The organism is Bifidobacterium sp. UBA4282 (assembly GCF_002394995.1).
GTDB lineage: Bacteria > Actinomycetota > Actinomycetes > Actinomycetales > Bifidobacteriaceae > Bifidobacterium > Bifidobacterium pullorum_B.
Window position 1 is genome coordinate 1 of sequence record NZ_DGVO01000054.1, and the last position, 21,502, is coordinate 21,502.

The 21,502-nt window shown below is 66.3% G+C and carries 19 protein-coding genes; 13 read left to right on the forward strand and 6 right to left on the reverse strand.

The genetic code is table 11. The features are described from left to right. Positions 1–97: 97 nt before the first annotated feature. The 11 genes from B4C31_RS08300 (at position 98) to B4C31_RS08355 (ending at position 12,897) form a co-directional block, all read left to right on the forward strand. Positions 98–3,226, forward strand: a complete 3,129-nt coding sequence (locus tag B4C31_RS08300) for a bifunctional [glutamine synthetase] adenylyltransferase/[glutamine synthetase]-adenylyl-L-tyrosine phosphorylase (protein ID WP_291532079.1) — start codon at positions 98–100, stop codon at positions 3,224–3,226. A 78-nt stretch (positions 3,227–3,304) separates the two neighbouring features. Continuing rightward, positions 3,305–4,300 (forward strand): aspartate carbamoyltransferase, encoded by a 996-nt coding sequence (gene pyrB / locus B4C31_RS08305; protein WP_033505580.1) that lies wholly within the window; start codon positions 3,305–3,307, stop codon positions 4,298–4,300. After that, positions 4,300–4,719, forward strand: a complete 420-nt coding sequence (locus tag B4C31_RS08310; RefSeq protein ID WP_278711584.1) for an aspartate carbamoyltransferase regulatory subunit — start codon at positions 4,300–4,302, stop codon at positions 4,717–4,719. The genes pyrB and B4C31_RS08310 overlap by 1 nt, the downstream gene beginning before the upstream one ends. 22 nt (positions 4,720–4,741) lie before the next feature. After that, on the forward strand, positions 4,742–6,193 hold the full coding sequence (locus B4C31_RS08315) for a dihydroorotase (RefSeq protein ID WP_291532080.1): 1,452 nt from the start codon (positions 4,742–4,744) through the stop codon (positions 6,191–6,193). 15 nt (positions 6,194–6,208) lie between these two features. Further along, positions 6,209–7,180, forward strand: a complete 972-nt coding sequence (pyrF, locus tag B4C31_RS08320) for an orotidine-5'-phosphate decarboxylase (protein ID WP_291532081.1) — start codon at positions 6,209–6,211, stop codon at positions 7,178–7,180. A gap of 74 nt (positions 7,181–7,254) precedes the next feature. Beyond that, complete coding sequence (locus tag B4C31_RS08325) at positions 7,255–8,076, forward strand: dihydroorotate dehydrogenase electron transfer subunit (RefSeq protein WP_291532082.1); 822 nt, start codon at positions 7,255–7,257, stop codon at positions 8,074–8,076. A gap of 41 nt (positions 8,077–8,117) precedes the next feature. Next, positions 8,118–9,062 (forward strand): dihydroorotate dehydrogenase, encoded by a 945-nt coding sequence (locus B4C31_RS08330; RefSeq protein ID WP_291532083.1) that lies wholly within the window; start codon positions 8,118–8,120, stop codon positions 9,060–9,062. Between the two features lie 26 nt (positions 9,063–9,088). Continuing rightward, a complete protein-coding gene (pyrE, locus tag B4C31_RS08335; RefSeq protein WP_291532084.1) occupies positions 9,089–9,784 on the forward strand; it encodes an orotate phosphoribosyltransferase in 696 nt (231 codons plus the stop codon). A gap of 79 nt (positions 9,785–9,863) precedes the next feature. Further along, positions 9,864–10,577 (forward strand): nucleotidyltransferase family protein, encoded by a 714-nt coding sequence (locus B4C31_RS08340; RefSeq protein WP_291532085.1) that lies wholly within the window; start codon positions 9,864–9,866, stop codon positions 10,575–10,577. Between the two features lie 140 nt (positions 10,578–10,717). Further along, positions 10,718–12,352, forward strand: coding sequence for a hybrid sensor histidine kinase/response regulator (locus tag B4C31_RS08805; protein WP_349679139.1), 1,635 nt, complete (start codon positions 10,718–10,720; stop codon positions 12,350–12,352). Positions 12,353–12,474: 122 nt separating this feature from the next. After that, on the forward strand, positions 12,475–12,897 hold the full coding sequence (locus tag B4C31_RS08355) for a hypothetical protein (protein ID WP_291532086.1): 423 nt from the start codon (positions 12,475–12,477) through the stop codon (positions 12,895–12,897). A 317-nt stretch (positions 12,898–13,214) separates the two neighbouring features. On the opposite strand, the gene B4C31_RS08360 is transcribed toward B4C31_RS08355, so the two are convergent. Genes B4C31_RS08360 through B4C31_RS08370 form a run of 3 tightly spaced genes read right to left on the reverse strand, consistent with a single transcriptional unit; the run spans position 13,215 to position 16,560 of the window. Continuing rightward, positions 13,215–14,138: a LysR family transcriptional regulator gene (locus tag B4C31_RS08360; protein WP_291532087.1), complete on the reverse strand. Its 924-nt coding sequence runs from the start codon at positions 14,136–14,138 to the stop codon at positions 13,215–13,217. Further along, positions 14,135–14,767 carry an HAD family hydrolase gene (locus B4C31_RS08365; RefSeq protein ID WP_291532088.1) on the reverse strand — a complete coding sequence of 211 codons (633 nt, stop codon included), beginning with the start codon at positions 14,765–14,767 and terminating at the stop codon, positions 14,135–14,137. Before B4C31_RS08365 ends, B4C31_RS08360 begins: the two co-directional genes overlap by 4 nt. Before the next feature lie 20 nt (positions 14,768–14,787). After that, positions 14,788–16,560: a bifunctional ADP-dependent NAD(P)H-hydrate dehydratase/NAD(P)H-hydrate epimerase gene (locus B4C31_RS08370; RefSeq protein WP_291532089.1), complete on the reverse strand. Its 1,773-nt coding sequence runs from the start codon at positions 16,558–16,560 to the stop codon at positions 14,788–14,790. A 190-nt stretch (positions 16,561–16,750) separates the two neighbouring features. On the opposite strand from B4C31_RS08370, the gene B4C31_RS08375 reads away from it, so the two are divergent. Both B4C31_RS08375 and B4C31_RS08380 read left to right on the forward strand, forming a co-directional pair. After that, on the forward strand, positions 16,751–17,794 hold the full coding sequence (locus tag B4C31_RS08375) for a zinc-dependent alcohol dehydrogenase (protein ID WP_291532090.1): 1,044 nt from the start codon (positions 16,751–16,753) through the stop codon (positions 17,792–17,794). A 5-nt stretch (positions 17,795–17,799) separates the two neighbouring features. Then, positions 17,800–18,168, forward strand: coding sequence for a metallopeptidase family protein (locus B4C31_RS08380; protein WP_129237329.1), 369 nt, complete (start codon positions 17,800–17,802; stop codon positions 18,166–18,168). A 16-nt stretch (positions 18,169–18,184) separates the two neighbouring features. On the opposite strand, the gene B4C31_RS08385 is transcribed toward B4C31_RS08380, so the two are convergent. The 3 genes from B4C31_RS08385 to B4C31_RS08395 form a co-directional block, all read right to left on the reverse strand. Continuing rightward, the gene (locus tag B4C31_RS08385; protein WP_291532091.1) at positions 18,185–19,846 is read right to left on the reverse strand and encodes a serine/threonine-protein kinase; all 1,662 of its coding nucleotides are present in this window, start codon (positions 19,844–19,846) and stop codon (positions 18,185–18,187) included. A 97-nt stretch (positions 19,847–19,943) separates the two neighbouring features. Next, on the reverse strand, positions 19,944–20,375 hold the full coding sequence (locus tag B4C31_RS08390; protein ID WP_291532092.1) for a helix-turn-helix domain-containing protein: 432 nt from the start codon (positions 20,373–20,375) through the stop codon (positions 19,944–19,946). 487 nt (positions 20,376–20,862) lie between these two features. Beyond that, on the reverse strand, positions 20,863–21,375 hold the full coding sequence (locus B4C31_RS08395) for a helix-turn-helix transcriptional regulator (RefSeq protein WP_291532093.1): 513 nt from the start codon (positions 21,373–21,375) through the stop codon (positions 20,863–20,865). Positions 21,376–21,502: the final 127 nt, after the last annotated feature.

The following is a 21,502-nucleotide window of genomic DNA, read 5'->3' on the forward strand; positions in this document are numbered from 1 at the left end:
CCCGCCGCATCTGGCAGAACGTCCAGGGACTGTTCTGACCGGTCCGCCGCGCGGTCAGGGCCACGCAGGACGGCGCCGCGGCATGTACATTGGAGATATGGAAGCACGGCAGGATCTCACCATCAGCGTCAGGGAACTCATCCATGCGGGGCTGCAGGACCTCGATCAGGCCAGGGGGTCGTTCCGCCAGTTGGCGGACAGGGGCATGACCGCGGATCAGCTGGCGTTGACGCTGCGCATGCTGGAACGCACCTGCGACCCGGACACGGCGCTGACCAATCTGGTTCAGATCGTGGACACGCAGGCCGACCATGACGGGTGGCTGGGCGACACGCTGCCCGACGAATCGTCGTTCGCGCGCCTGATGTCGGTGCTCGGGGCCTCGGATGCTATGGGCAAGATGATGCGCGCCCGTCCGGATCTGGTGGAGGCCGTGGCGGTCGATCGCTGCGGCAGCCGCGACTTCGACCGCGCCCGGCGCCGCGAGCATATCCTGAACGCGGTGGGAGCCGATCCCGCGGATGCAACGGCCCCCACCGCCACGCTGGATCTGGCGCAGGCCACCACGGGGCTGCGCGCCGCATACTACAAGCAGCTGGCCACCATCATGGCCGAGGACATGACCGCGGCCGACCCGATCAGCGAGCAGCCGCGCATCAGCCGCATGCTTGCGGACCTGGCCGACGCGGCGCTCGAAGGGGCGCTGGCCATAGCCCGACATGAGGTGGCCGGCAGCGAGCGTTGCCGCTTCGCCATCATCGGCATGGGCAAGCTGGGCGCGCAGGAGCTCAACTACGTTTCCGACGTGGACCTGATCTACGTGGTCGAGCCGGCCGACGGCGCCGACGGCATGACGCTCACCCGCATCGGCACCAAGATGGCCACCACATTGCAGCGCGTCTGCCAGGCCGTGGTCATGGGCGTGACCGAACCGGCGCTCTGGCAGATCGACGGCGGCCTGCGCCCCGAAGGCAAGGACGGCCCGCTGGTGCGCCGTCTGGATTCCCATCAGACCTACTATGAGCAGTGGGCGGAGAACTGGGAGTTCCAGGCGCTGCTCAAGGCCCGCCCGGCGGCGGGCGACCCGGAGCTCGGACAGGCGTATATGGACATGACCCGCCCGTTCGTGTGGAAGGCGTCCCAGCGGGACAACTTCGTCAACGACTGCCAGCAGATGCGCCGGCGCGTGGAGGATCTGATCCCCGCGCCGCTCAAGGACCGTGAGATCAAGCTTGGGCGCGGAGGGCTGCGCGACGTGGAGTTCACCGTGCAGATGCTCCAGCTGGTGCACGGGCGCACCGACGAGTCGCTGCGCACCCGGTCCACGCTCGAATCGCTGCAGGCGCTCTCCGACGGCGGCTACGTCTCCCGCAAGCAGGCCGTGCGCCTGTCCTGGGACTACCGTTTCGAGCGCGTGATGGAGCACCGTCAGCAGATGTGGGCGCTGAAACGCACCCACCTGTTCCCGGATCTGGGGGCCGCCAGCGTCGGCGGGCTGGAGCGCAATCGCGAGGCCAATGTGGACGAGTTCAGCCGCAACGGCGAGCTGCGCAGGCTCGCCCGCGCCTTCCGCATGCACCCCGAGGAGCTCGTCGCCGCATTCGACGAGACGCGCCGCGAGGTGCGCCGGCTCCATCTGGACATCTACTACCGGCCGATGCTGCCGATCAGCGCACGATTGGACGATGAGGAGGTCCGCCTGTCCGACAGCGCGATGCGCGACCGCTTCGCCTCGATCGGCTTCGAGGATCCGGACGCGGCGCAACGCCATGTGGAGGCCCTGACCTACGGCGTCTCGCGGGCCGCCAAGATCAACCGCATCATCCTGCCGGCCGCCCTACAATGGCTGGGGGAGGGCCAGAACCCGGATATGGGCCTGCTCAACTGGCGCAAACTGGAGGAGCATTTCGGCGAGGAGAGCGAATACCTGGGCTTCCTGCGCGATTCGCCGTCCGCGGCGCAACGGCTGTGCCATGTGCTGTCCAACTCCCGGTTCCTGGGCGACGCGTTGAACAAATCCGTGGAATCGGTCACCTGGCTCGGCGACAGCCATCGGCTCGCGCCGCGCACGCGCGAGAGCCTGGACACGCAGTGCCGGTCCACGCTGGAACGCAACCGCAACGATATGCGCGATTTCGCCAATTCGGTGCGCGCGCTGCGCCGCCATGAGATCGAGCGCATCGGCCTGGCGTGGATGAACGGCGTCATCGACGACGACGCCAGCCTAGGCGGCATGACCGACGTGTATGACGCAATCATCGACGCGGCGGTGGATTGGGCGATCGGCAACCAGCTCAAGGTGTTCGACCTGGGCGAGCCGCCGGCCGCGATCTCGGTGATTGCGATGGGCCGGTACGGCGGCCGGGAGGTGAACTTCAGCTCGGATGCGGACGCGATGATCGTCTACCGGCCCAGAGGCGAGGCCGACGAGGCGACCGCCAACCGCTTCGCCCGCAAGGTGGCCGACGACCTGCGCGCGATCCTGCAGGGACCGGTGTCGTTGGAGCAGAAGATCGAACTGGATCTGGACCTGCGCCCGGAGGGCAAGAACGGACCGCTGGTCCGCTCCTACGCCTCCTGCAAGGAATACTACGGGTCGTGGGCCAGCACCTGGGAGCATCAGGCGCTGCTGCGCGCCCGCCGCGCCGCGGGCGACCGCACGCTGAGCGAGGACTTCCTCAAGAACCTGGCCGATCCGCTGCGTTACCCGGACCATCCGGTCTCACAGGCGCAGATCGCCGAGATCCGCAAGCTCAAGGCCCGCATGGAATCCGAACGCCTGCCGCGCGGCGTGCGGCGCGAACGGCATCTGAAGCTCGGCAAGGGCGGGTTGTCCGACGTGGAGTGGACCGTGCAGCTGCTGCAGCTCGAACATGCGGGGGAGCATGAGGGGCTGCGCGTGAACTCCACGCTCGGCGCACTGACCGAGCTCGAACGGCTGGGGCTGATCGACGGCGGCGACGCCGCGCAGCTGCGCGACACGTGGCGGCTGTGCACGGCGGCGCGCAACGGCAACTACCTGTGGAACGGCCGCGCCAACCAGGCGGACATCCTGCCCGACGACATGTATTCGCTGGGCGGCATCGCCGTCTACCTCGGATACGACGCGCACCGCGGACAGGTGTTCGAGAACGATCTGCTCGGCGCGATGCGCCGCTGCCGGGACATCATGGAACGCCTGTTCTACGGTCTGGACGATACGGCCGACGAGGTGAACACGCGGTGAACGGGAGCGTCCCGAATCCGGTCTATAGTCGGATAGGTCACAACACGTGGCCACCTGGACGAAACGAAAGGTGAGCCGTTGTCTACTGAAGTCCCACCGTCGGAAACCCCATTCGTTGGCAAGAGCGTCGTGACGCTTGACGATCTGTCCCGTCACCAGATTCTCGAACTCCTGCACAAGGCCGCATACATCGACGCGCATCGCCGCGAGGTCTCGCACACCTGCGACGGCCGTGTGCTGGCCACCCTGTTCTACGAGCCCAGCACCCGCACCCGCCTGAGCTTCGAGACGGCCATGCTGCGCCTGGGCGGCAAGGTCATCGGCTTCGCCGGCGCGCAGCTGGCCTCGGTGACCAAGGGCGAGTCGATCGCCGACACCATCAAAACCGTGTCCAACTACGTCGACGCCATCGCCATCCGCCACCCGAAGGAGGGCGCGGCGCTCGTCGCCTCCCGCGCCGCCTCGGTCCCCGTCATCAACGCGGGCGATGGCGGCCACATGCACCCCACGCAGACCCTGGCCGACCTGGCCACCCTGCAGTCGCGCTTCGGCCGCATCACCGACCTGACCGTCGGCCTGTGCGGCGACCTGACCTTCGGACGCACCGTGCACTCGCTGATCGAGACGCTGTGCCGGTTCGGCAACGTACGCTTCGTGCTGATCAGCCCGGACGAGCTCAAGACCCCGCAGTACGTCATCGACCGCATCAACGCCACGCCGTCCTGCTCGTACGTGGAGGTGCGCGACCTGGTCTCGGTGATCGGCGACCTGGACGTGCTGTACATGACGCGTGTGCAGAAGGAGCGCTTCTTCAACGAGGACGACTACCTGCGCCTGCGCGACACCTACATCCTGGACGAGGCCAAGCTGAGCCTGGCGCAGCCGCATATGGCGGTGCTGCACCCGCTGCCGCGCGTCAACGAGATCGCCGTCGAGGTGGATGACGACCCGCGCGCCGCCTACTTCGAACAGGTCAAGAACGGCATGCTGATGCGTATGGCGCTCGAAAGCTCCGTCATCGGCGACGAACTACCCGGATACGTTCCGCTCGAACCCAAGGAGGTGCAGGCCTGATGGAGGTCACCAGCATCCAGGACGGCATCATCATCGACCACGTGCCCGCCGGCACGGCGCTGAAGGTGCTCCAGTATCTGAAGATCGACCCGTCCAAGACGCGGCTCGCGCTCATCATGAACACCGACAGCCCGCGCTACGGCACCAAGGACATCATCAAGATCGAGAACGTGGAGGGCATCGACCTGGACGTGCTCGGGCTCGTCGCGCGGCAGGCCACCGTCGACATCGTCCGCGGCGGCCGCATCGTGGAGAAGGTCCAGCCGCACCTGCCCGAGCGCGTCGTCAACGTCATCACCTGCGTGAACCCGCGCTGCGTGACCACCACCGAGCGCGGCATCGACCAGATGTTCCACCTCGCGCACTCGCAGCGGCAGGAATACCGCTGCGACTACTGCGACGAGGAAGCCAAGCTCTGAACCCGACCGAAAGCGAGACAGCATGATCACCCTGCATGACGTCAAGGTGTGGGATACCGGCGAGGTCATCGACCTAGTCATCCCCGGCACCGCCGCCGACCTGCTCACCGACGCCGACAGACCGTTCCCGCCCGCCGCCACGCAGGTCGCGGACGGCGACGTGCACATCGATGCGACCGGTCTGACCGTCGCCCCGGGTCTGGCCGATCCGCACGTCCACTTCCGCGACCCCGGCCAGACCGCCAAGGAGACGATGGTCTCCGGCTGTGCGGCCGCGGCCTCCGGCGGATACACGAACGTGCTCATCATGCCGAACACCGTGCCCGCGATGGACGGCGAGAAGGTCGTTGCGGGCCAGCCCGGCGCCGACGAGGTGCTGGCCGCCGGACACGACAACGTCATCGACTTCCTGCAGCACTACGAGGCCGACCACGGCGTCACGTTGCCGGTGGCATACGACCTGTGCGTGTGCGCGTCCAAGGGCCGCGCCGGCAAGGAGCCGACCGAGCTGGCCGACATCGCGTGGTACATGCCCGGCCGCCATACGGGTGAGAAGGACGCCGCGCAGCTCAGCCACCCGGTCACCGCGGTCAGCGACGACGGCTCTGCCGTGCCCGACGCGATCCTGGACGAGGTGCTCACCCGCATCAAGGAGGCTGGGCTGTACCTGATCGAGCACTGCGAGCACCACGACACCGGCTTCATCAACGAGGGGCCGGTCTCCCGCCAGCTCGGGCTGCCCGGCATCCCGGAGGACACCGAGCTGCGGATCGTGGCGCGCGACATCGAGGCCGCCCGCCGCACCGGCGCGCACGTGCACTTCCAGCACGTCAGCACCGCCGGTTCGTTCGAGGCGATCCGCAAGGCCAAGGCCGAAGGACTGCCGATCACCTGCGAGACCGCGCCGCATTACATCGCGCTGACTGACGAGGCGATCCTGGAGTACGGCCCGCTGGCCAAGATGAACCCGCCGCTGCGCTCGGCCGCCGACCGCCAGGCCGTGCACGCGGCCATCGCCGACGGCACCGTGGACCTGATCGCCACCGACCACGCCCCCCACACGATGGAGGAGAAGAACGCCGGATTGGAGGCCGCGCCCAACGGCATCATCGGCCTGGAATGCGCCTACGGCGTCTGCCACAAGGTGCTGGTGGACGGCGGCATCATCTCCGAGCAGCGGCTCATCGAGCTGATGGCCACCGCGCCGATGCACCTGATGGGCCACACGCCCACCGACGTGGCCGGCCTGCTCAACACCTCCAGCGCCTGCGCCACCAAGCGCACGCTGGACCTGGGCGCCGTGGAGCACCCCGAATCGGTGAACCTGGTGATCCTGGACACCGATCGCTCCTGGACCGTGGAACCGGAACGATTCCATTCCAAGGCGCGCAACACCCCGTTCGGCGGGTGGCAGGTGACCGGCATGCCGCTGGCCACCGTCATCGGCTCGAAGCTCGTCTTCAGCAGACTCTAACCGGAAGGAACCGCCATGGATCGACTTATCGAGGCCATCGCAGCCACGCAGAACCCCAGCGTCGTCGGCCTGGATCCGACCGAGGCGCTGGTGCCGGCGCAGGTCGTCGCCAGCTTCGCCGACGAGATCGCCGACGAGGTGGAGGATGCCGCCGACCGTCCGGCCGCGCAGCTCGCCGTCGCCTACTTCGAATACAACCGGGCGATCATCGACGCGATCGCCGACATCGTGCCCGCCGTCAAGCCGCAGATCGCCATGTATGAGGCGCTCGGCCCGGCCGGTGTGGACGCGTACACGATGACCTGCGAATACGCGCAATCGCATGGCCTGTACGTGATCGGCGACATCAAGCGCGGCGACATCGGCTCCACCGCGGCCGCCTACGCCGGGCACTTGGGCGGTGTGGCGTTCGGCGCGGGGGAGAGCGGCCCGTACGACCCGTGGCATGAGGATGCGGTGACCGTGAATCCGTACCTCGGCACCGACGGCATCACCCCGTTCGTCGAGGCCGCCACCGCCGCCGACAAGGACATCTTCGCGCTCGTGCGCACCTCCAACCCCTCCAGCAGCGAGATCCAGGAACTCGAACTGGCCGACGGCGGCCGCGTGTACGAGCATGTGGCCGATCTGGTGGAGCGCTGGGGCACGGACACCGTCGGACGGCACCGCTATTCGCGCGTCGGCGCGGTCGTCGGCGCCACGCACCCCGAGGAGGGACGCGCGCTGCGCGCACGCATGCCGCACACGTTCTTCCTCGTGCCCGGATACGGCGCACAGGGCGGCACCGCCCGCGACGTGGCCGGCATGTTCGACGACGCCGGTTCCGGCGCGATCGTCAACTCCTCGCGCGGCATCATCGGCGCGTGGAGGAAGACCGGCGCCTACAGCGAGACGATGAGCGCCGAGTCCGCGCTCGGACTGGTGGCCGACGCCGCACGCGACGCCGCCATCGCCATGCGCGACGACCTGCGCGCCGTCATGCCGTAACCGATACCCGACGCCCAACCATCAGGAAATCCCCAGCACAAAGGAAACCACAGCAACACAGACAAGGAGTCCCCGTGTCCAGCGCAACGTTCCTGCCGACCGTCGCCGAGGCGACCGCCGCGGGCTACTTCCCCGGCCGCCACACGGTCGAGGTCACCGAAGTGACGGAACTGACGCCCGGCGTCGTACGGTTCACGTTCCGCGACCCGTACATCGCCGCGCATGCCAAGCCGGCGCAGTTCGTCAATCTGTTCTCGCACGACCCGATGAAGCTGCTGCCGCGCCCGTTCGGCGTCAGCGAGGTCAGCGGCGACCTGGTCTCGCTGATATTCGCCGTCGTGGGCGCCGGCACCGCCGAATTCGCCGCGATGCGCGCCGGGGACACGATCGACGTGCTCGGACCGCTCGGCGGCTCCTTCAAGGTCAAGGAGCCGGCCCACTACGTGCTCGTCGGCGGCGGTCTCGGCGTGCCGCCGCTCATCTACGCGGCGCAGCGGCTCGCGGAGCGTAGCGACTGCGCGGTCACCGCCGTGTTCGGCTATCGCGACGCGCATTTCGCCGACGAGTTCGTCTCCCGGTACGTGGACACGCGCAGCATCGACGAGACCGAGGGCAACGTGGTCACGCTGCTCGACCGCATGGAGGCCCAGCTGACCGCGCCGCGCGAGGACGGGCTCAAGACCGTGTTCCTGACCTGCGGGCCGACGCCGATGATGAAGGCCGTGGCGCTGTGGGCGTCTAGGCGCGGCATCGACACCCAGGCGAGCATGGAGCAGCGCATGGGCTGCGGGTACGGCACCTGCGTGGTCTGCGTGGTCGACACGGTGGACGGCCGCAAGAAGGTGTGTTCGGACGGCCCGGTGTTCACCGCGCAGCAGCTGGGATGGGAGGCGTGACGATGGACGAGACGACGACCACAACGACCACGGAGCAGCAGATGAACGATTCGCACATCAACGTCTACGAGCCGCACGAATGGAAGCACAAGACCGTGGTCGCCGGCGTGGAATGGAAGAACCCGGTCGGCACCGCCTCCGGCACGTTCCAGCTCGCCGCCTGCCGCTGGTTCTACGACGTGGCCCAGATGGGCGCGATCTGCACCAAGGGCGTCTCGCCGGTGCCGTGGGAGGGCAATCCCGGCCCGCGCACCGCGGAATGCCCGGGTGGCATGGTCAACGCGGTCGGTTTGCAGAACCCCGGCGTGGACCACTATCTGGTCGACGAACTGCCCAAGCTCAAGGAGATGGGCGCCACCGTCATCACCAACGTGGCCGGTCACAGCGACGACGACTACGCCGAGGTGGTGGCCAAGCTCGCCGATTCGGCCGCCGACATGCTGGAGATCAACGTGAGCTGCCCGAACGTCAGCCACGGCGGCATGAGCGTGGGCACCGATCCGGTGGGGCTCGCACGGCTCATCGACCGGCTGCGCAAGATCACCTCCAAGCCGATGATCGTCAAGCTCACGCCGAACGTCACCGATATCGCGGCCATCGCGCGCGCCGCCGTGGAATCCGGCGCCGACGCGCTGAGCCTGATCAACACGCTGGTCGGCATGCGCATCGATATCCGCACCGGCGAGCCGATCATCGCCAACCGCACCGGCGGTGTTTCCGGGCCGTGCGTGTTCCCGGTGGCCCTCGGCTGCGTGTGGCGCGTGCGCCAGGCTCTGCCGGATATTCCGATCATTGGCATCGGCGGCATCGACTCTGGCGAGAAGGCGCTCGAATTCCTGTACGCCGGCGCGAACGCCGTGGAGGTGGGCGCCGCCGCGCTCTATGATCCGACCGCGCCGATGCGCGTGGCCCGCGAACTCGACGACCTGCTCGACTCGCGCCCCGAACTCGCCGCCAAGCTCGCCGCCGGGCAGACCTGGCGATAGCACGTCAACCTCGAAAGGAGCATATTATGACCGAATCGCTCGATCTGCGGTTCACCCGCTTCCTGCTGGAATCGCAGGCGCTCAAGTTCGGCGACTTCACGCTGAAGTCCGGCCGCAAGTCCCCGTATTTCATCAATGCCGGCGCATTCAACGACGGTAGCAAGATCGCCCGGCTCGGTGCGTTCTACGCCGAGAAAATCGCCGCCGAGATCGCGGCGGTGTCGCTGCCGGGCGACATCGACACCGTGTTCGGCCCGGCGTACAAGGGCATCCCACTGGCCGTGTCCACCGCCATCGCGTTGACCGGCGGCCATGGCATGCAGGTCGGGTACACGTTCGACCGCAAGGAGAAGAAGGACCACGGCGACGGCGGCATGATGGTCGGCACGCAGCTGACTGACGGCATGAAGGTGCTGCTCGTCGACGACGTGATGACCGCCGGCACCGCCGTGCGCGAGGTCGTGCCCAAGCTCAAGGCCGAGGCGGACGTGGAGATCGTCGGCCTGGTGCTCTCGGTGGACCGCATGGAGAAGACCAAGGACTCCGACCTGTCCGCGGTCAAGGCCGTCGAGGCGGAGTTCGGCTTCCCGGTCATGGCGATCGCCAACGTGCGCGAGATCTTCGAGGCCGGCCGGTCCATCATGACCGCCGACGGCACGCCGTACGTGACCGACGAGATCGCGGCCGCCGCCGACGCCTACCTGGCGCAATACGGCGCCTGACGCCGTTCCTTAGTTCTCAAGTGCCGAGGCCAACGGAGGCCTCGGCACTGTATTCTGAGAGCTTTGGCGGAAGGACAGAATGATGATCGATCTGAAGACATGGAAGCCGGCGGCGATGGCGGCATTGAAGGCAGCATTCGGCGAGCGCCTGCTTTGCCTGGGATTGCAGGGGAGTTATCTGCGCGGCGAGGCTACGGCGGATAGCGATATCGATCTGTTGGTGGTGCTCGACCAGGTGACGATCGATGATCTGGACGCATTTCATGCGGCGATGCGCTCGCTGCCCGATGGCGAGCGCGCGGTCGGCTTCACCTGCGGCCGGGCGGAGCTGGCGGCCTGGCCGGCGTATGAACTGTATCAGTTCGAGCATGGGACCGAGGTCTGGCTGGGCGATCTTCACACCCTGCTACCGGAGTATGACGAGGATGACATTCGCATGGGCAACCGCGTCAGCGTCGCCAACCTGTACCACATGGTCAACCACACCTATCTGACCACGCGCGACCTCGATGAAACGGCACGGACGGATGCCCTCAAGCCACTCTTGAAGGCGTTCTTCTTCTCCCTGCAGATCGTCCACGCCGTCCGAACCGGAATCTTCACTCCCACCAAGCGGCAGCTGCTCACGGAACTCACCGATGAGGACGAGCGGACGCTGCTCCGCCATGCCATGCCGAGCAACGCCGTCATGTCCGTCGGCAAGGCCAACGTCAGCAACGATGACATCGTGGGCGAGACGCTCTACGCGCTTCTCCAAGCATGGTGCTCCCGCACGCTGATTGCCATCCGCTGACGCTCGGTTGGATCTTTTCTCGTTCGAATGTCGCGCCTCCACGCCCATTTCTTAATCCTTTCTTCACCCTCCGGCGGTCCCCATCCGAGCGCGATGCGCTACACTCGGTGAGGTTCGGCAACGAGTGCAAGGAGGGTGCCGTGAGCGGTGACGGCGGCAAGGGGACCGTGCTGATCGTGGACGACGAGAAGGAGATCGCCGATCTGGTCGCCGTCTACCTTGAGGCCGAGGGCTACCAGACCCAAGTCCGCTATGATGCGGCGGGTGCGCTCGAAGCGGTCGCCGACCCCGATATCGCCATCGACCTGGCCGTGCTGGACGTCATGCTGCCCGACATGAACGGCTTCCATCTGTGCCGCGAGATCCGCAAAACCCACCGCTGGCCGATCATCATGCTGACGGCGCGCGACGACGAGGTCGACAAGATCACCGGATTGAACTTCGGTGCCGACGACTACGTGACCAAGCCGTTCCGTCCGTTGGAGCTCGTCGCCCGCGTCAACGCCCAGCTGCGCCGCTACACGCATTACGACCGTTCCGACGGCAGCACCCGCCGCGAGGAGGAACGCTATGAATACCGCGGGCTGGCGGTGGATCCGCGCACCCGTGCCGTGAGCGTGGACGGCCGGGGCGCGCCGATTCCGGACGTCGCCAAGCCGGAGCACCGCAGACGGCGGGGTGCCGGCGGCCGGTTCGCCTTCATCCTGGCCCTGCGCATGCTGGGTGCCCTGGGACTGGGTCTGGCGGCCGTGCTGCTGCTGCGGCTGATGTGGAACGCCGACGCGATCGCCACCTGGCTGACCGACGTGTGGTATGTGGATTGGGAATCCGCGGTATATATCATCCAGGGCATGCGCAATCTGGCGCCGGCGGTGGCGGTTGTCGTATTCGTGCTGGTGTTCGTCCTCGGCTACCTGCTCATCGTCAGGCCGTATGTGGTGAGGATCTTCTCGACGCTGACCGATGGGATCGCCCAGCTGCTGGCGGATGACGGGCACATGTCGGAACTGCCCGACGAGCTGGACGATGTGGCGGTCGCGCTCGGCGAGGCGCGGCGGCGACTGGACCGCCGCGCGTTCGAGGCGCGGATGGCCGAACAGCGCAAGAACGATCTGGTCATGTATCTCGCGCATGACATCCGCACGCCGATGACCTCGGTGGTCGGCTATCTGAGTCTGCTGGACGAGGCGGAGGACATGCCGGAGGAACAGCGACGCCGGTACACGCATATCGCGCTGGATAAGGCCCAACGCCTGGACGCGCTGGTCGACGAGTTCTTCGACATCACCCGGTTCAATCTGTCGAACGTGCCGTTGGAGGTCGGCTCGGTGGATGTGAGCCTGCTCATAGTGCAGATGGTCGAGGAGTTCCACCCGCAGCTTGAGGCGCACGGCAACACCGTGCGGCTGGATATGCCCGACGCCCTGACCATTACGGCCGATGCGGAGAAACTGGCCCGCGTGTTCAACAATCTGATGAAGAACGCCATCGCCTACAGCGAGCGCGGCAGCGTCATCACGATCAAGGGAACGGCGGACGAGGCGACCGCCCGCATCGCGATCAGCGATCATGGCCGCACCATCCCCGCGCGCAAGCTCGACATGCTGTTCGACAAGTTCTACCGTCTCGATTCGTCCCGCAGCAGCGCCGACGGCGGCGCGGGCCTCGGCCTGTCCATCGCCCGGCAGATCACCGAGGCGCACGGCGGCTCGATCGCGGCCTCCAGCGCCGACGGCGTCACCACGTTCACGGTGACGCTGCCCGTCACGTCCTAAGACGGCGGGAACGACGGCCTTCATCGTTCCTTAATCGAACGCTCATCATCCCGGGGCCCTCGGCAGGCGCGATTCCTCTAGCGTGAGGTGCGAACCAACCACCTGGAGGAAAGAGGCTTGAGATGAGCGCATCCCGATATGACCACCCGCATTTCACGAACCCGACCGGGCTGCATGACGCCGACCATTACTCGACCGCGCGGGATATGACCACGCTGTTCGCCCATGCGATGCGCAACGGCACCTTCCGCACCATCGCAGGCTCCCCGTCGCATACGATGTCCAGCGCCAGCCTGCACGACGGGGACCTGACCGTCGACAGCACCGTGTTCGAGGAACTGGGCACGCCGTTCGTCGCCGGCGGGTGGATCGTGGCCGGAAAAACCGGATACACGCCCGAGGCCGGCCTGTGTCTGGCCACCGCCGCTCGGTTCGGCGGCAGGACCTATGTGCTGGTGACGGCCGGGGTACCGGGCGATCACGAGACGTCGCAGGCAGATGCGGATGACGCGCGCTACGTCTACGGCCAGATCCCCGGACTGTGATCCATCCGCGGCCCGGCGCAGTCCACCATCCCGCTCGCCAAAGGCCGCGTGGCCGACATGCGCGACCGGAGGCGGGACATCGCCGAGTTCAGGGTCTGTTCGAAGTGCAGTCAGGTGAATCACCAACGCCGATTATTCAGTGGGCGGGTTCTTCGTTCAGTGGGCGGGTAATTACGGAACCGGCGAGTTCGGCAGCGGCCTGAATGGCGGCTTTCCGGCCATCGACCACTGTTATATAATTTGATATAACAGTTTGCACACTGTTATACACATGTCAATAACAGTGGCGACCGTACCCCGTCCGGTCCGGGAAGGCGTTATCCGATGGGTTCGTAGCCGTGCTTGGCGATGACCTCGCGCAGCCGGTCCAGATAGGTCTCGGCCGCGGCAGACAGGCGCGCACGCTCGTTGGAGATCCAGCCGACCGTCATCGTCTCGTCCGAGTCCAGCGGCACGGTGACGATCTTCTCGTTGTTGAGGTCGCCGTTGTCGATGCCGGTGCACACCGTGTAGCCGTTCAGACCGATGATGAAGTTGAGGATCGTGGCCCGGTCGGTCACATTGATCTGCTTGGGGGAGTTCTCCGGCCAGACCGCCTCCTCGGCGAAGAAGAAGCTGCCCTCCTCGCCCTGCTCGAACTGGATGAACGGATAGGGTTCCAGGTCCTTCATCGTCACCCTGTCCCGCCCGGCGAGCGGATTATCGCGCGAGATGAACACCTGCAGTCCGGAGAGGAACAACGGGTGGAATTCCAGGTGCTTCTCGCGCAGCAGCTTGCCGATGACCTGCCGGTTGAATTCCGACAGGTACAGGATGCCGATCTCCGACTGCAGGTTCGCCACCTGGTTGATGATGTCCCGGGTGCGCGTCTCGCGGATCGTGAATTCGTACTCGTCCGACTGCGTGGCGTTGATCATCTCCACGAACGCCTCCACGGCGAACATGTAATGCTGCGTGGCCACCGAGCACAGCTGCTTGCGCGGCTTGGCGTTCTTGTACCGTTCCTCGAGCAGCGCCGCCTGGTCGAGCACCTGGCGGGCGTAGGTCAGGAATTCGGCGCCGTCCACGGTCAGCGCAATGCCTTGGGAGGAGCGGGTGAAGATCTCGATGCCCAGCTCCTTCTCCAGTTCGCGCACCGACGCGCTCAGCGCGGGCTGTGAGACGTACAGCTCATGCGAGGCCTCGTTCATGGACCCGCATTCGACGATCTTGACGATGTACTTCAGTTGCAGCAGCGTCATAGTGCGCAACCCAACGAACGCAGGTCGGCACGCGCCTGTTCGGCGTCGGAGAACCGGAAGGCGTGCCAGCCCACGGCCTGCGCGCCCGCCACGTTCCTGGCGGTGTCGTCGAAGAACACGGTGCCGGCCGGCGTCAATCCGAACCGTTGCTCGGCCAGCTGGTAGATGTCGGCGTTCGGTTTGTGCATCTTCTCCACGCCGGACACCACCGTGCCGCGCAGCAGCCGTTCCAGCTGCGGATACTTCTCGAAGGCGATGTGGAACGTCTCATGCGACCAATTGGTCAGCCCCCACACCCGGTATCCGGCGGCGTTCAGGTCGCCCAGCAGCTGCTCCATCCCCGGCAGCATGCGGGGGAGCGCATCCCCGTAGTGCTCGATGTAGTACCGGAACACCTGCGCCACCTCCTTGCCGTGCTCGCGAACCACATCGGGATAGATGTCCGCAAAATCCTCGCCGGCGTCCATCCGGTCCTCATAATGGAAGAACCCACAAGGGTCATCGTCGGCGCAGATCCGGTCCACGAACACCTGCGGCAGGATGCCCTCCAGACAGGCGCGCGTCTGCCAGTCCAGCAGCACGCCGCAGAAATCGAAGACGACATCGGTGATAGGGGTCTGTTCGCTCATACCGCCCAGTCTACCGGCGACTACTGGATAACCTCCTCGAACACCCGTGGGATGGCCGCCACGATATCGGAGGCGATGATGGGGTGTCCGGGCGCGGGTGCCGGCTCCGCGTGATGCTGCCCGTACACCGCCGGTGCCGACCAGCCGCGCTGTTCACAGTCGGCCGCGAGCCCGGCGGCGAGACCGTGCAGGTATGCGCCGACCGCAGCGATCTCAACCGTCGAGGTGTCGGTATGGGGGGTGTCGGGGGTGTTCTGGGCCAGCAGCGCGCCCAGCATGCCCGCCAGCACGTCGCCCGCGCCGGCGGTCGACAGCCATGCGGGCGCGGCGCCGGACAATATGGTCCGCTCCTCGCCGTCCTCCTCACCGACCAGGATCGTCACAGCCCCCTTGAGCAGCACCGTCGCGCCGGTCAGCGCGTGCGCGCGGCGCGCGCAACGCCACGGTTCGGCCAGCACATCATCCACGTCGACGTCCTCGCCCAGGCGTTGCAGCAGTCGCGCCAGCTCGGCGGCGTGCGGCGTAATCAGCACCTGCGGCGGCACACGGTTAGGCAGCAGATCGAGCGCGCCCGCATCGACCACAATCGGCGGCATGTCATACGCGTCGCTCTCCGGCTCCACGCCGTTCGGCGCATCCGGCTCGCCGGCATCGTAGTGGCGTAGCAGACGGCCGATCGTCTCGCGCTGGATGTCGTCGCCGTCCGGATCGTCCTCCACACCGGGCACGCCGGAGCCGACGACCCAGGACTGCACATGCCCCTTGCCCAGCACCGCTTCGGGACGGGCGGCCAACACCATGTCCTGCGCCCGCTGCGGGCCCAGATACCGCACCATACCCACATTCGCACGTGAGGCCCCCTTAACAGTGAGCACCGCGGCGCCGGGGTAGCGCGCGGAACCGGTCACCAGCCCGACCACGCCGCGCGAGTACTTCGAATCGGTCGGTCGCGGCAACCGGACCAGTTCGCCGGCGGTCTCGTCATCGACCATCTCCACCGCGGGTTCGGCGTCGTCCACGTCGAACCCGAAGTCCACCAATGTCAGCCGTCCCTGCGCGTAGCAGGCAGGAGGCATCATCGCACAGGGCTTCATCGCGCCGAACGTCACGGTCGCGTCGGCCGGGATGTATGCGCCGGGCAGCGTGCCGTCGTCGATCCCCACGCCGGAAGGGGCGTCGACGGCCACCACCATCGGGAATCGGCGTGTACGCTCGTATTCCGGCGCGGCGGGGCGTTCGGGCACCGCACCGTCCAGGCCCATCGAGGAGGCGATGGCCGCCGGAATGCCGCGCAGGCCGCCTTCGACGCCGATGCCGGTCATCGCGTCGATCAGCACATGCGCACGGGAGATGATCGACAGCGCCGTCTCGAACCGTTCTCCCGCCTCGCCGGCGGAGAAGTCGCTCGCGCAGCCGGGAATCCGGGCGCGGGGATCCAGCACCAGCACCTTGCCGCCGGCGCGCACCATCGCGGCGAACGCGGACTCGTGCAGCGACCTGCCGACCGCGACCGCGGTCACGGAGGCACCGGCCTCGGCCAGACGGGCCGCCGCGTACAGGCCGTCGCCGCCGTTGTCCCCGGCGCCGGCGAGCACCACGACGCGCGCCTCGGACAGGTCGATGCCCTCGTCGTCGAGCAGGCGGGCCGCGATCTCGGCCACCGCGCCCGCGGCCATGCGCATCAGCGGCACGCCGTCATCCAGCAGGGGGCGTTCCAGAGCGCGTACCGTGGCGGCGTCATACGCCGAGTGAAGCAATGTTTCGCGGCGATCCGCATCCTGATCCGGTACCATGCACGTCCCCTTTCACATCCGTATCGGTTGAACACCACTTTACTCCGGCCGCACCGGTATCGACGCACCGTGAGGCGCCGCGCCCGCCGGCACCCGTCGACGCCCCCGACGCACGCCGACGCACGCCGGCGCACGCCACATGCCGAATACCCGTAGAGTAGATGGTGCGAGCAACGGCGAAGGAGCAAGCATGACGATGGATATTCCGGCAACGATGACAGCGGTGGTGTTCGAACGGGTCGGGCATTGGGTGGTCAGGCAGGTGCCGACGCCGCGGCTGACCGGTCCGACCGACCTGCTGGTCAAGGTGCTGGCCTGCGGCATCTGCGGCACGGACAACCAGATCCTGCTCGACCCGCCCGGCGCGCACGCCACGCCCGGCGTGATCATCGGGCATGAGATGGTGGCCGAAGTGGTGGCCGTGGGCGACGCCGTGGACGCGTTCCAGCCCGGTGACATGGTGGTGGGCGACAACAATCTGCCCTGCGGGCATTGCACGATGTGCCACGGCGGGCAATACAACGAATGCGCGTCGCTGCGGTCGATGGGCGAGGACATCGACGGGTTCATGTGCCAGTACCAGGTCATGCCGCAGTCGCAGGCGATCAGACTGCCGGCGGGGACCCCGGTGGACACGGCGGTGCTGACCGAGCCGGTCAACTGCGCGATGGGCGCGCTGCAGAAGCTGGACCTGCGGCCGGGCAAGTCGTATGCGGTGTTGGGGTGCGGGCCGATCGGGCTGATGTTCGTGGCGTTGCTCAAGGCGTCGGGCGCGGCGCACATCGTGGCCAGCGACCTGTCCGCAGAACGGTTGGCGATGGCCAAGGAGCTGGGCGCGGACATCCTGTGCGACCGGGGGAGCGATCCTGCCGCCGCCTGCCGGAACGCGACCGACGGCATCGGCGTGGACGCGGCGATCGACGTGGTCGGCTGTCTGCTGCCGCAGGCGCTGGACTGCGTGCGCAAGGGCGGCGACGTGATCGCCTTCGGCCTGAACGCGCACAGCCGGCAGACCATCGACCAGGCGGATCTGGCGATGCGGGGCGTGACGATCCACGGGACGTTCATCGGCCACTTCACCTTCGAGACGACGGCGCGCATGCTGGCCGCCGGCGTGGTGGACCTGCGCCGGCTGATCACCGACCGCTTCGACATCGACGATTTCGGCGAGGCGCTGGCCGCGCTGCGCTCGGGTGCCAGCTGCAAGGTCGTGATCTACCCAAACGGACGGTGACCGGCATGCGGATCAGCGACGACGAGTTCGACGCCGCGGTCGCCGAGGCGCTGGACGGCGTACCGGAGCGGTTCAAGGCGGTGCTGCACAACATCGCCATCACCGTGGCCGACGAACCGACGGACCGCGAGCGCGGCACCATGGCCGACCCGCGCGGCGAACTCCTTGGCTTGTATCAGGGCGTGCCGCTGCCGCAGCGCACCACCGGCTACAGCGGCGTTCTGCCGGACATCATCACGATCTTCAAGGGTCCGCATGAGCGGGTCTGCGGCTCGCGGGCGCAGCTGGTGGGGCAGATCCGCAAAACCGTGCTGCACGAGATCGGCCACTACTTCGGCTTCGACGACGACTACCTGCACGCGCACGGGTACTGATGCGCAACCATGGCCATCACCACGGCTGCGCGTACACCTCGAAGGAGTCGTATGCCGGCGGGTCGAACACGTCCATCGAGAACGGGCGCGAACCGCCTTCCGGCGGCCAGTCCACGTACGTGTCGAATCCGTAGATGATGGCACCCGCATCGTCGCGCAATACCAACGACACGTTCAATTGGCTCGACTGCTCCCGCACATGTGCCGAATCCTTCGCGACGGATATCTCACCCGAGAAGATCTCGCCGCCATATCCGTCGGATGCAGCATGCAGATTGGCGGACTTGAAAGATGCGGATTCACTGGAAGTCTCGTAGTTGTAGTCCTCGGGTTCCAGAACGGTGAAGTCGACGGTCGCGGGAATGGTTCCGTTGCCATTGCCGGCCTGAGCTCCGAAATAGGTGGTCTCACCCGGGAACGAGAACATCAGCACTTGGGTCTGGGAGAACAGCACGGAACCGTCTTCGCTCCGTCCGGTGATCTCGACGGACGGGAATTGTATGCACACGCTGTCGCTGGTGTTCCTCAGGCCGAACGCGTAGTGGACGTAGCCGGATTCATCCACCGACCAGCCGGTTTCCACCAGTTCGAGCGGATTGCCGTATTCCGCGTTGCCATGTGCGGCACCGTCGCCCGCGGAATCCCGCGTGGACGAGCCAGTACCGGAGTCCACGGGATCGCTGTCGTCATCCGTTGACGGGTCGGGCCGGGATCCGGCGTTCTGCAACGTTCCGTTCGTTGCGCCTCCATCTGAGCCGGCACCCGCGATCCAGCGCGGAATCAGCACGGCCGCCGCCACGATGGCGATGACGGCGATGACAGCCACCGCAATCGCGATGACGGTGCGACGGTGCGGATTCCCGTTCGGCGCGGGCCGTTGGACGGCATAGGCGGGAACGTAGGAGTCCACGGGATCGGTCGGCGAGGTGAGCGCCTGGGCGAACTGCGTCACGTTCTGGTACCGTGCGCTGGGTTCGAATGCCGTGGCACGCTCGACAATCGCCCGCAGCCTCGGGGTCACGTGCAGGTCGTCGGACAGCAGCGGCGTGTATCTGGTGTCGTCCGGGTACACGCCGGTCAGCATGAATCCAAGGATGCGTCCGAGCGAGTAGATGTCGGAGCGGATGTCGGTGGGCGCAAACCCGTACTGTTCGGGGGAGGCGAACCCGTAGGTGCCGAGGGCGGTGGTGTCGCGGTTCCGGTTGGCCGTGTCAGTCAGGGGGCGGGCTATGCCGAGGTCGATGATATGGGCGCCGTCATCCGCGACGATGATATTCGCCGGGGTCAGATCGCGATGGAGGACGCCGAGCCGATGCAGTTCCTGAACGGCCTCGCAGATCTGCTGCGCGAGGTTGACGGCCTCGCTCTGCTGCAGCCGGCCTCGCTCGGCGACGACCTGTTCCAGGGTGGGGCCGGGCACGTAGTCGAGGACGACGGCCACGCAATCGGGCAGTTCGTACGTGGCCTCGACGCGGGGGAGTCGTGGGCAGGTGCTGCCGCCCAGGGCCGACCAAACGCCACGCTGGGCCAGCACGGTTGGGATCTTCTTGCGGACGAATGGGCCGACGCCGTCGATGGTGACCAGTTCGGTGACGCCGCGTGGGCCGCGGGCCAGGACCTGTTCGACGTGGTAGGCGTCGTCGATGCCCATCGCGTGCATGGTCCGGGTGTCGTCCATGATTCTCCTTTACGTATCGCCTGCGCAGCGTTGTCATCCGCTTGCGGCACGGGCCTACGCCCCTCACCGGGCGGGCGGTCTCCGCCGCGATGTCGTCTCACTTCGATTGTAGGAGGGGTCGCTCGCCCAGACGTTGCAATTCGTCGTCGGTGGCGGCCAGGTCGAAGCCGTGTTCGATGCACCAGATGATGATGGCGTCGCGGGGTTGCTTGCACCAGAGTTCGGAAACCCCGGCCAGACGGAGGAGGCGTTGGGTTTCGCGCAGGTCGCAGTTCAGACCGATGGAGAGCATGATGGCGTGGTCGCGGCCGGGGCGGCTCTTGCCGGAGAAGATGTCATAGACGACGGTGGGGTTCAGACCCGATTCGCGGGCGAGAGTCGAACGTTTCATCCGCCGTTCGTTCAGCAAGACCCATAGATACTCGCTGAAGGAACGTCCGTCGAGGTGTTCCGCATCGAGATAGGTCTTGACGTTCGAGCTGGACAGCAATCGATGCAGCAGTTCCTCGGTCAGATGCTCCTGAGTCATGTTCCCTTCCCTATGGTCCCGGACCGTCCTGCAACCCGCGCATTTCGCGCAGTCGGTTCTCTGATCAGCATATCCGCCGATTCAGTTGTGAACTGATTCCCGCGATTCCGTGTCGCCGATAATTAAGTAACAGCGCCACGTCATACAATCCATGATCCATATCCACCAACATACATACATAATGCTAATTTGCGTACATTTTCACAACAACATACACTGGACGAAGACGTGAATACCGAAACCGCACGAGGAGGGAAGCCATGAGCAAGCGCTGCAGATTCGCCATTGCCGTTGGTTTCGCAGTCACGCTCTCGGGACTTCTCGCGTCATGTCTTGTCATACTGTTGATGAGACACAGCGGAGAACGGCAATGAGAGCCGATGCACATCATGCGGAGTACGGCGCCAATGACGATTCGGTACGTACACTGCGAATGTGCCGTAACCATCCGCGCCCATCACCCATGGGGAAAACACGCCACGCGGAATCAGTCTTTGACGTTCCCGTCCGGAAACAGAAGATATGTCAGGGCACCCGCCACCGTTCCGCTCGCCAATACGGCGGTGATGACGGCAAGTGCCTGCATGGCGGCGCTCAACGGACGCTTCGTCGTCCCGTTCTTCCGGGAAGCCGCCGATGCATTGCCAACCGCCTCCTCGTTTCGAGACGGGCAGGAAACAGCCGCATCGGAGGGATCGGCGAACGCGGCAGCGGGAATCTCGACGTCGTAACCGATGGGATCGTCCACCAGGGTCTTGATCACCTTGGCGAGATCGAGGTTCTTGCAGCGGGCGATTTCCGCGTTGAACACCGTGCGCAGCGCAAGATACTGCAGTTTGGTCATCGGGGTTTTGCCGGTTTCAAGATTGGAGACAGTCTGACGGGCCACACCGATCTCATCGGCAAGTTCCTGGGTGGTCCAGCCGGCGACCTTGCGGATGATTCCCAGATTGTCCTGGAACTTGTCAATCCATCGCTGTTCGATCTCGACAGTCGCCATGCCGCACCTCCATTCCTACGTCATCATAGTACGCAACCGTTGCCATGTATGGCAAAGTCGGTACCGCTCAGGCAGCCGGACCACACCACGAGGTCATTCGTGACGCTCGCATCGTCATTCGTCCCGT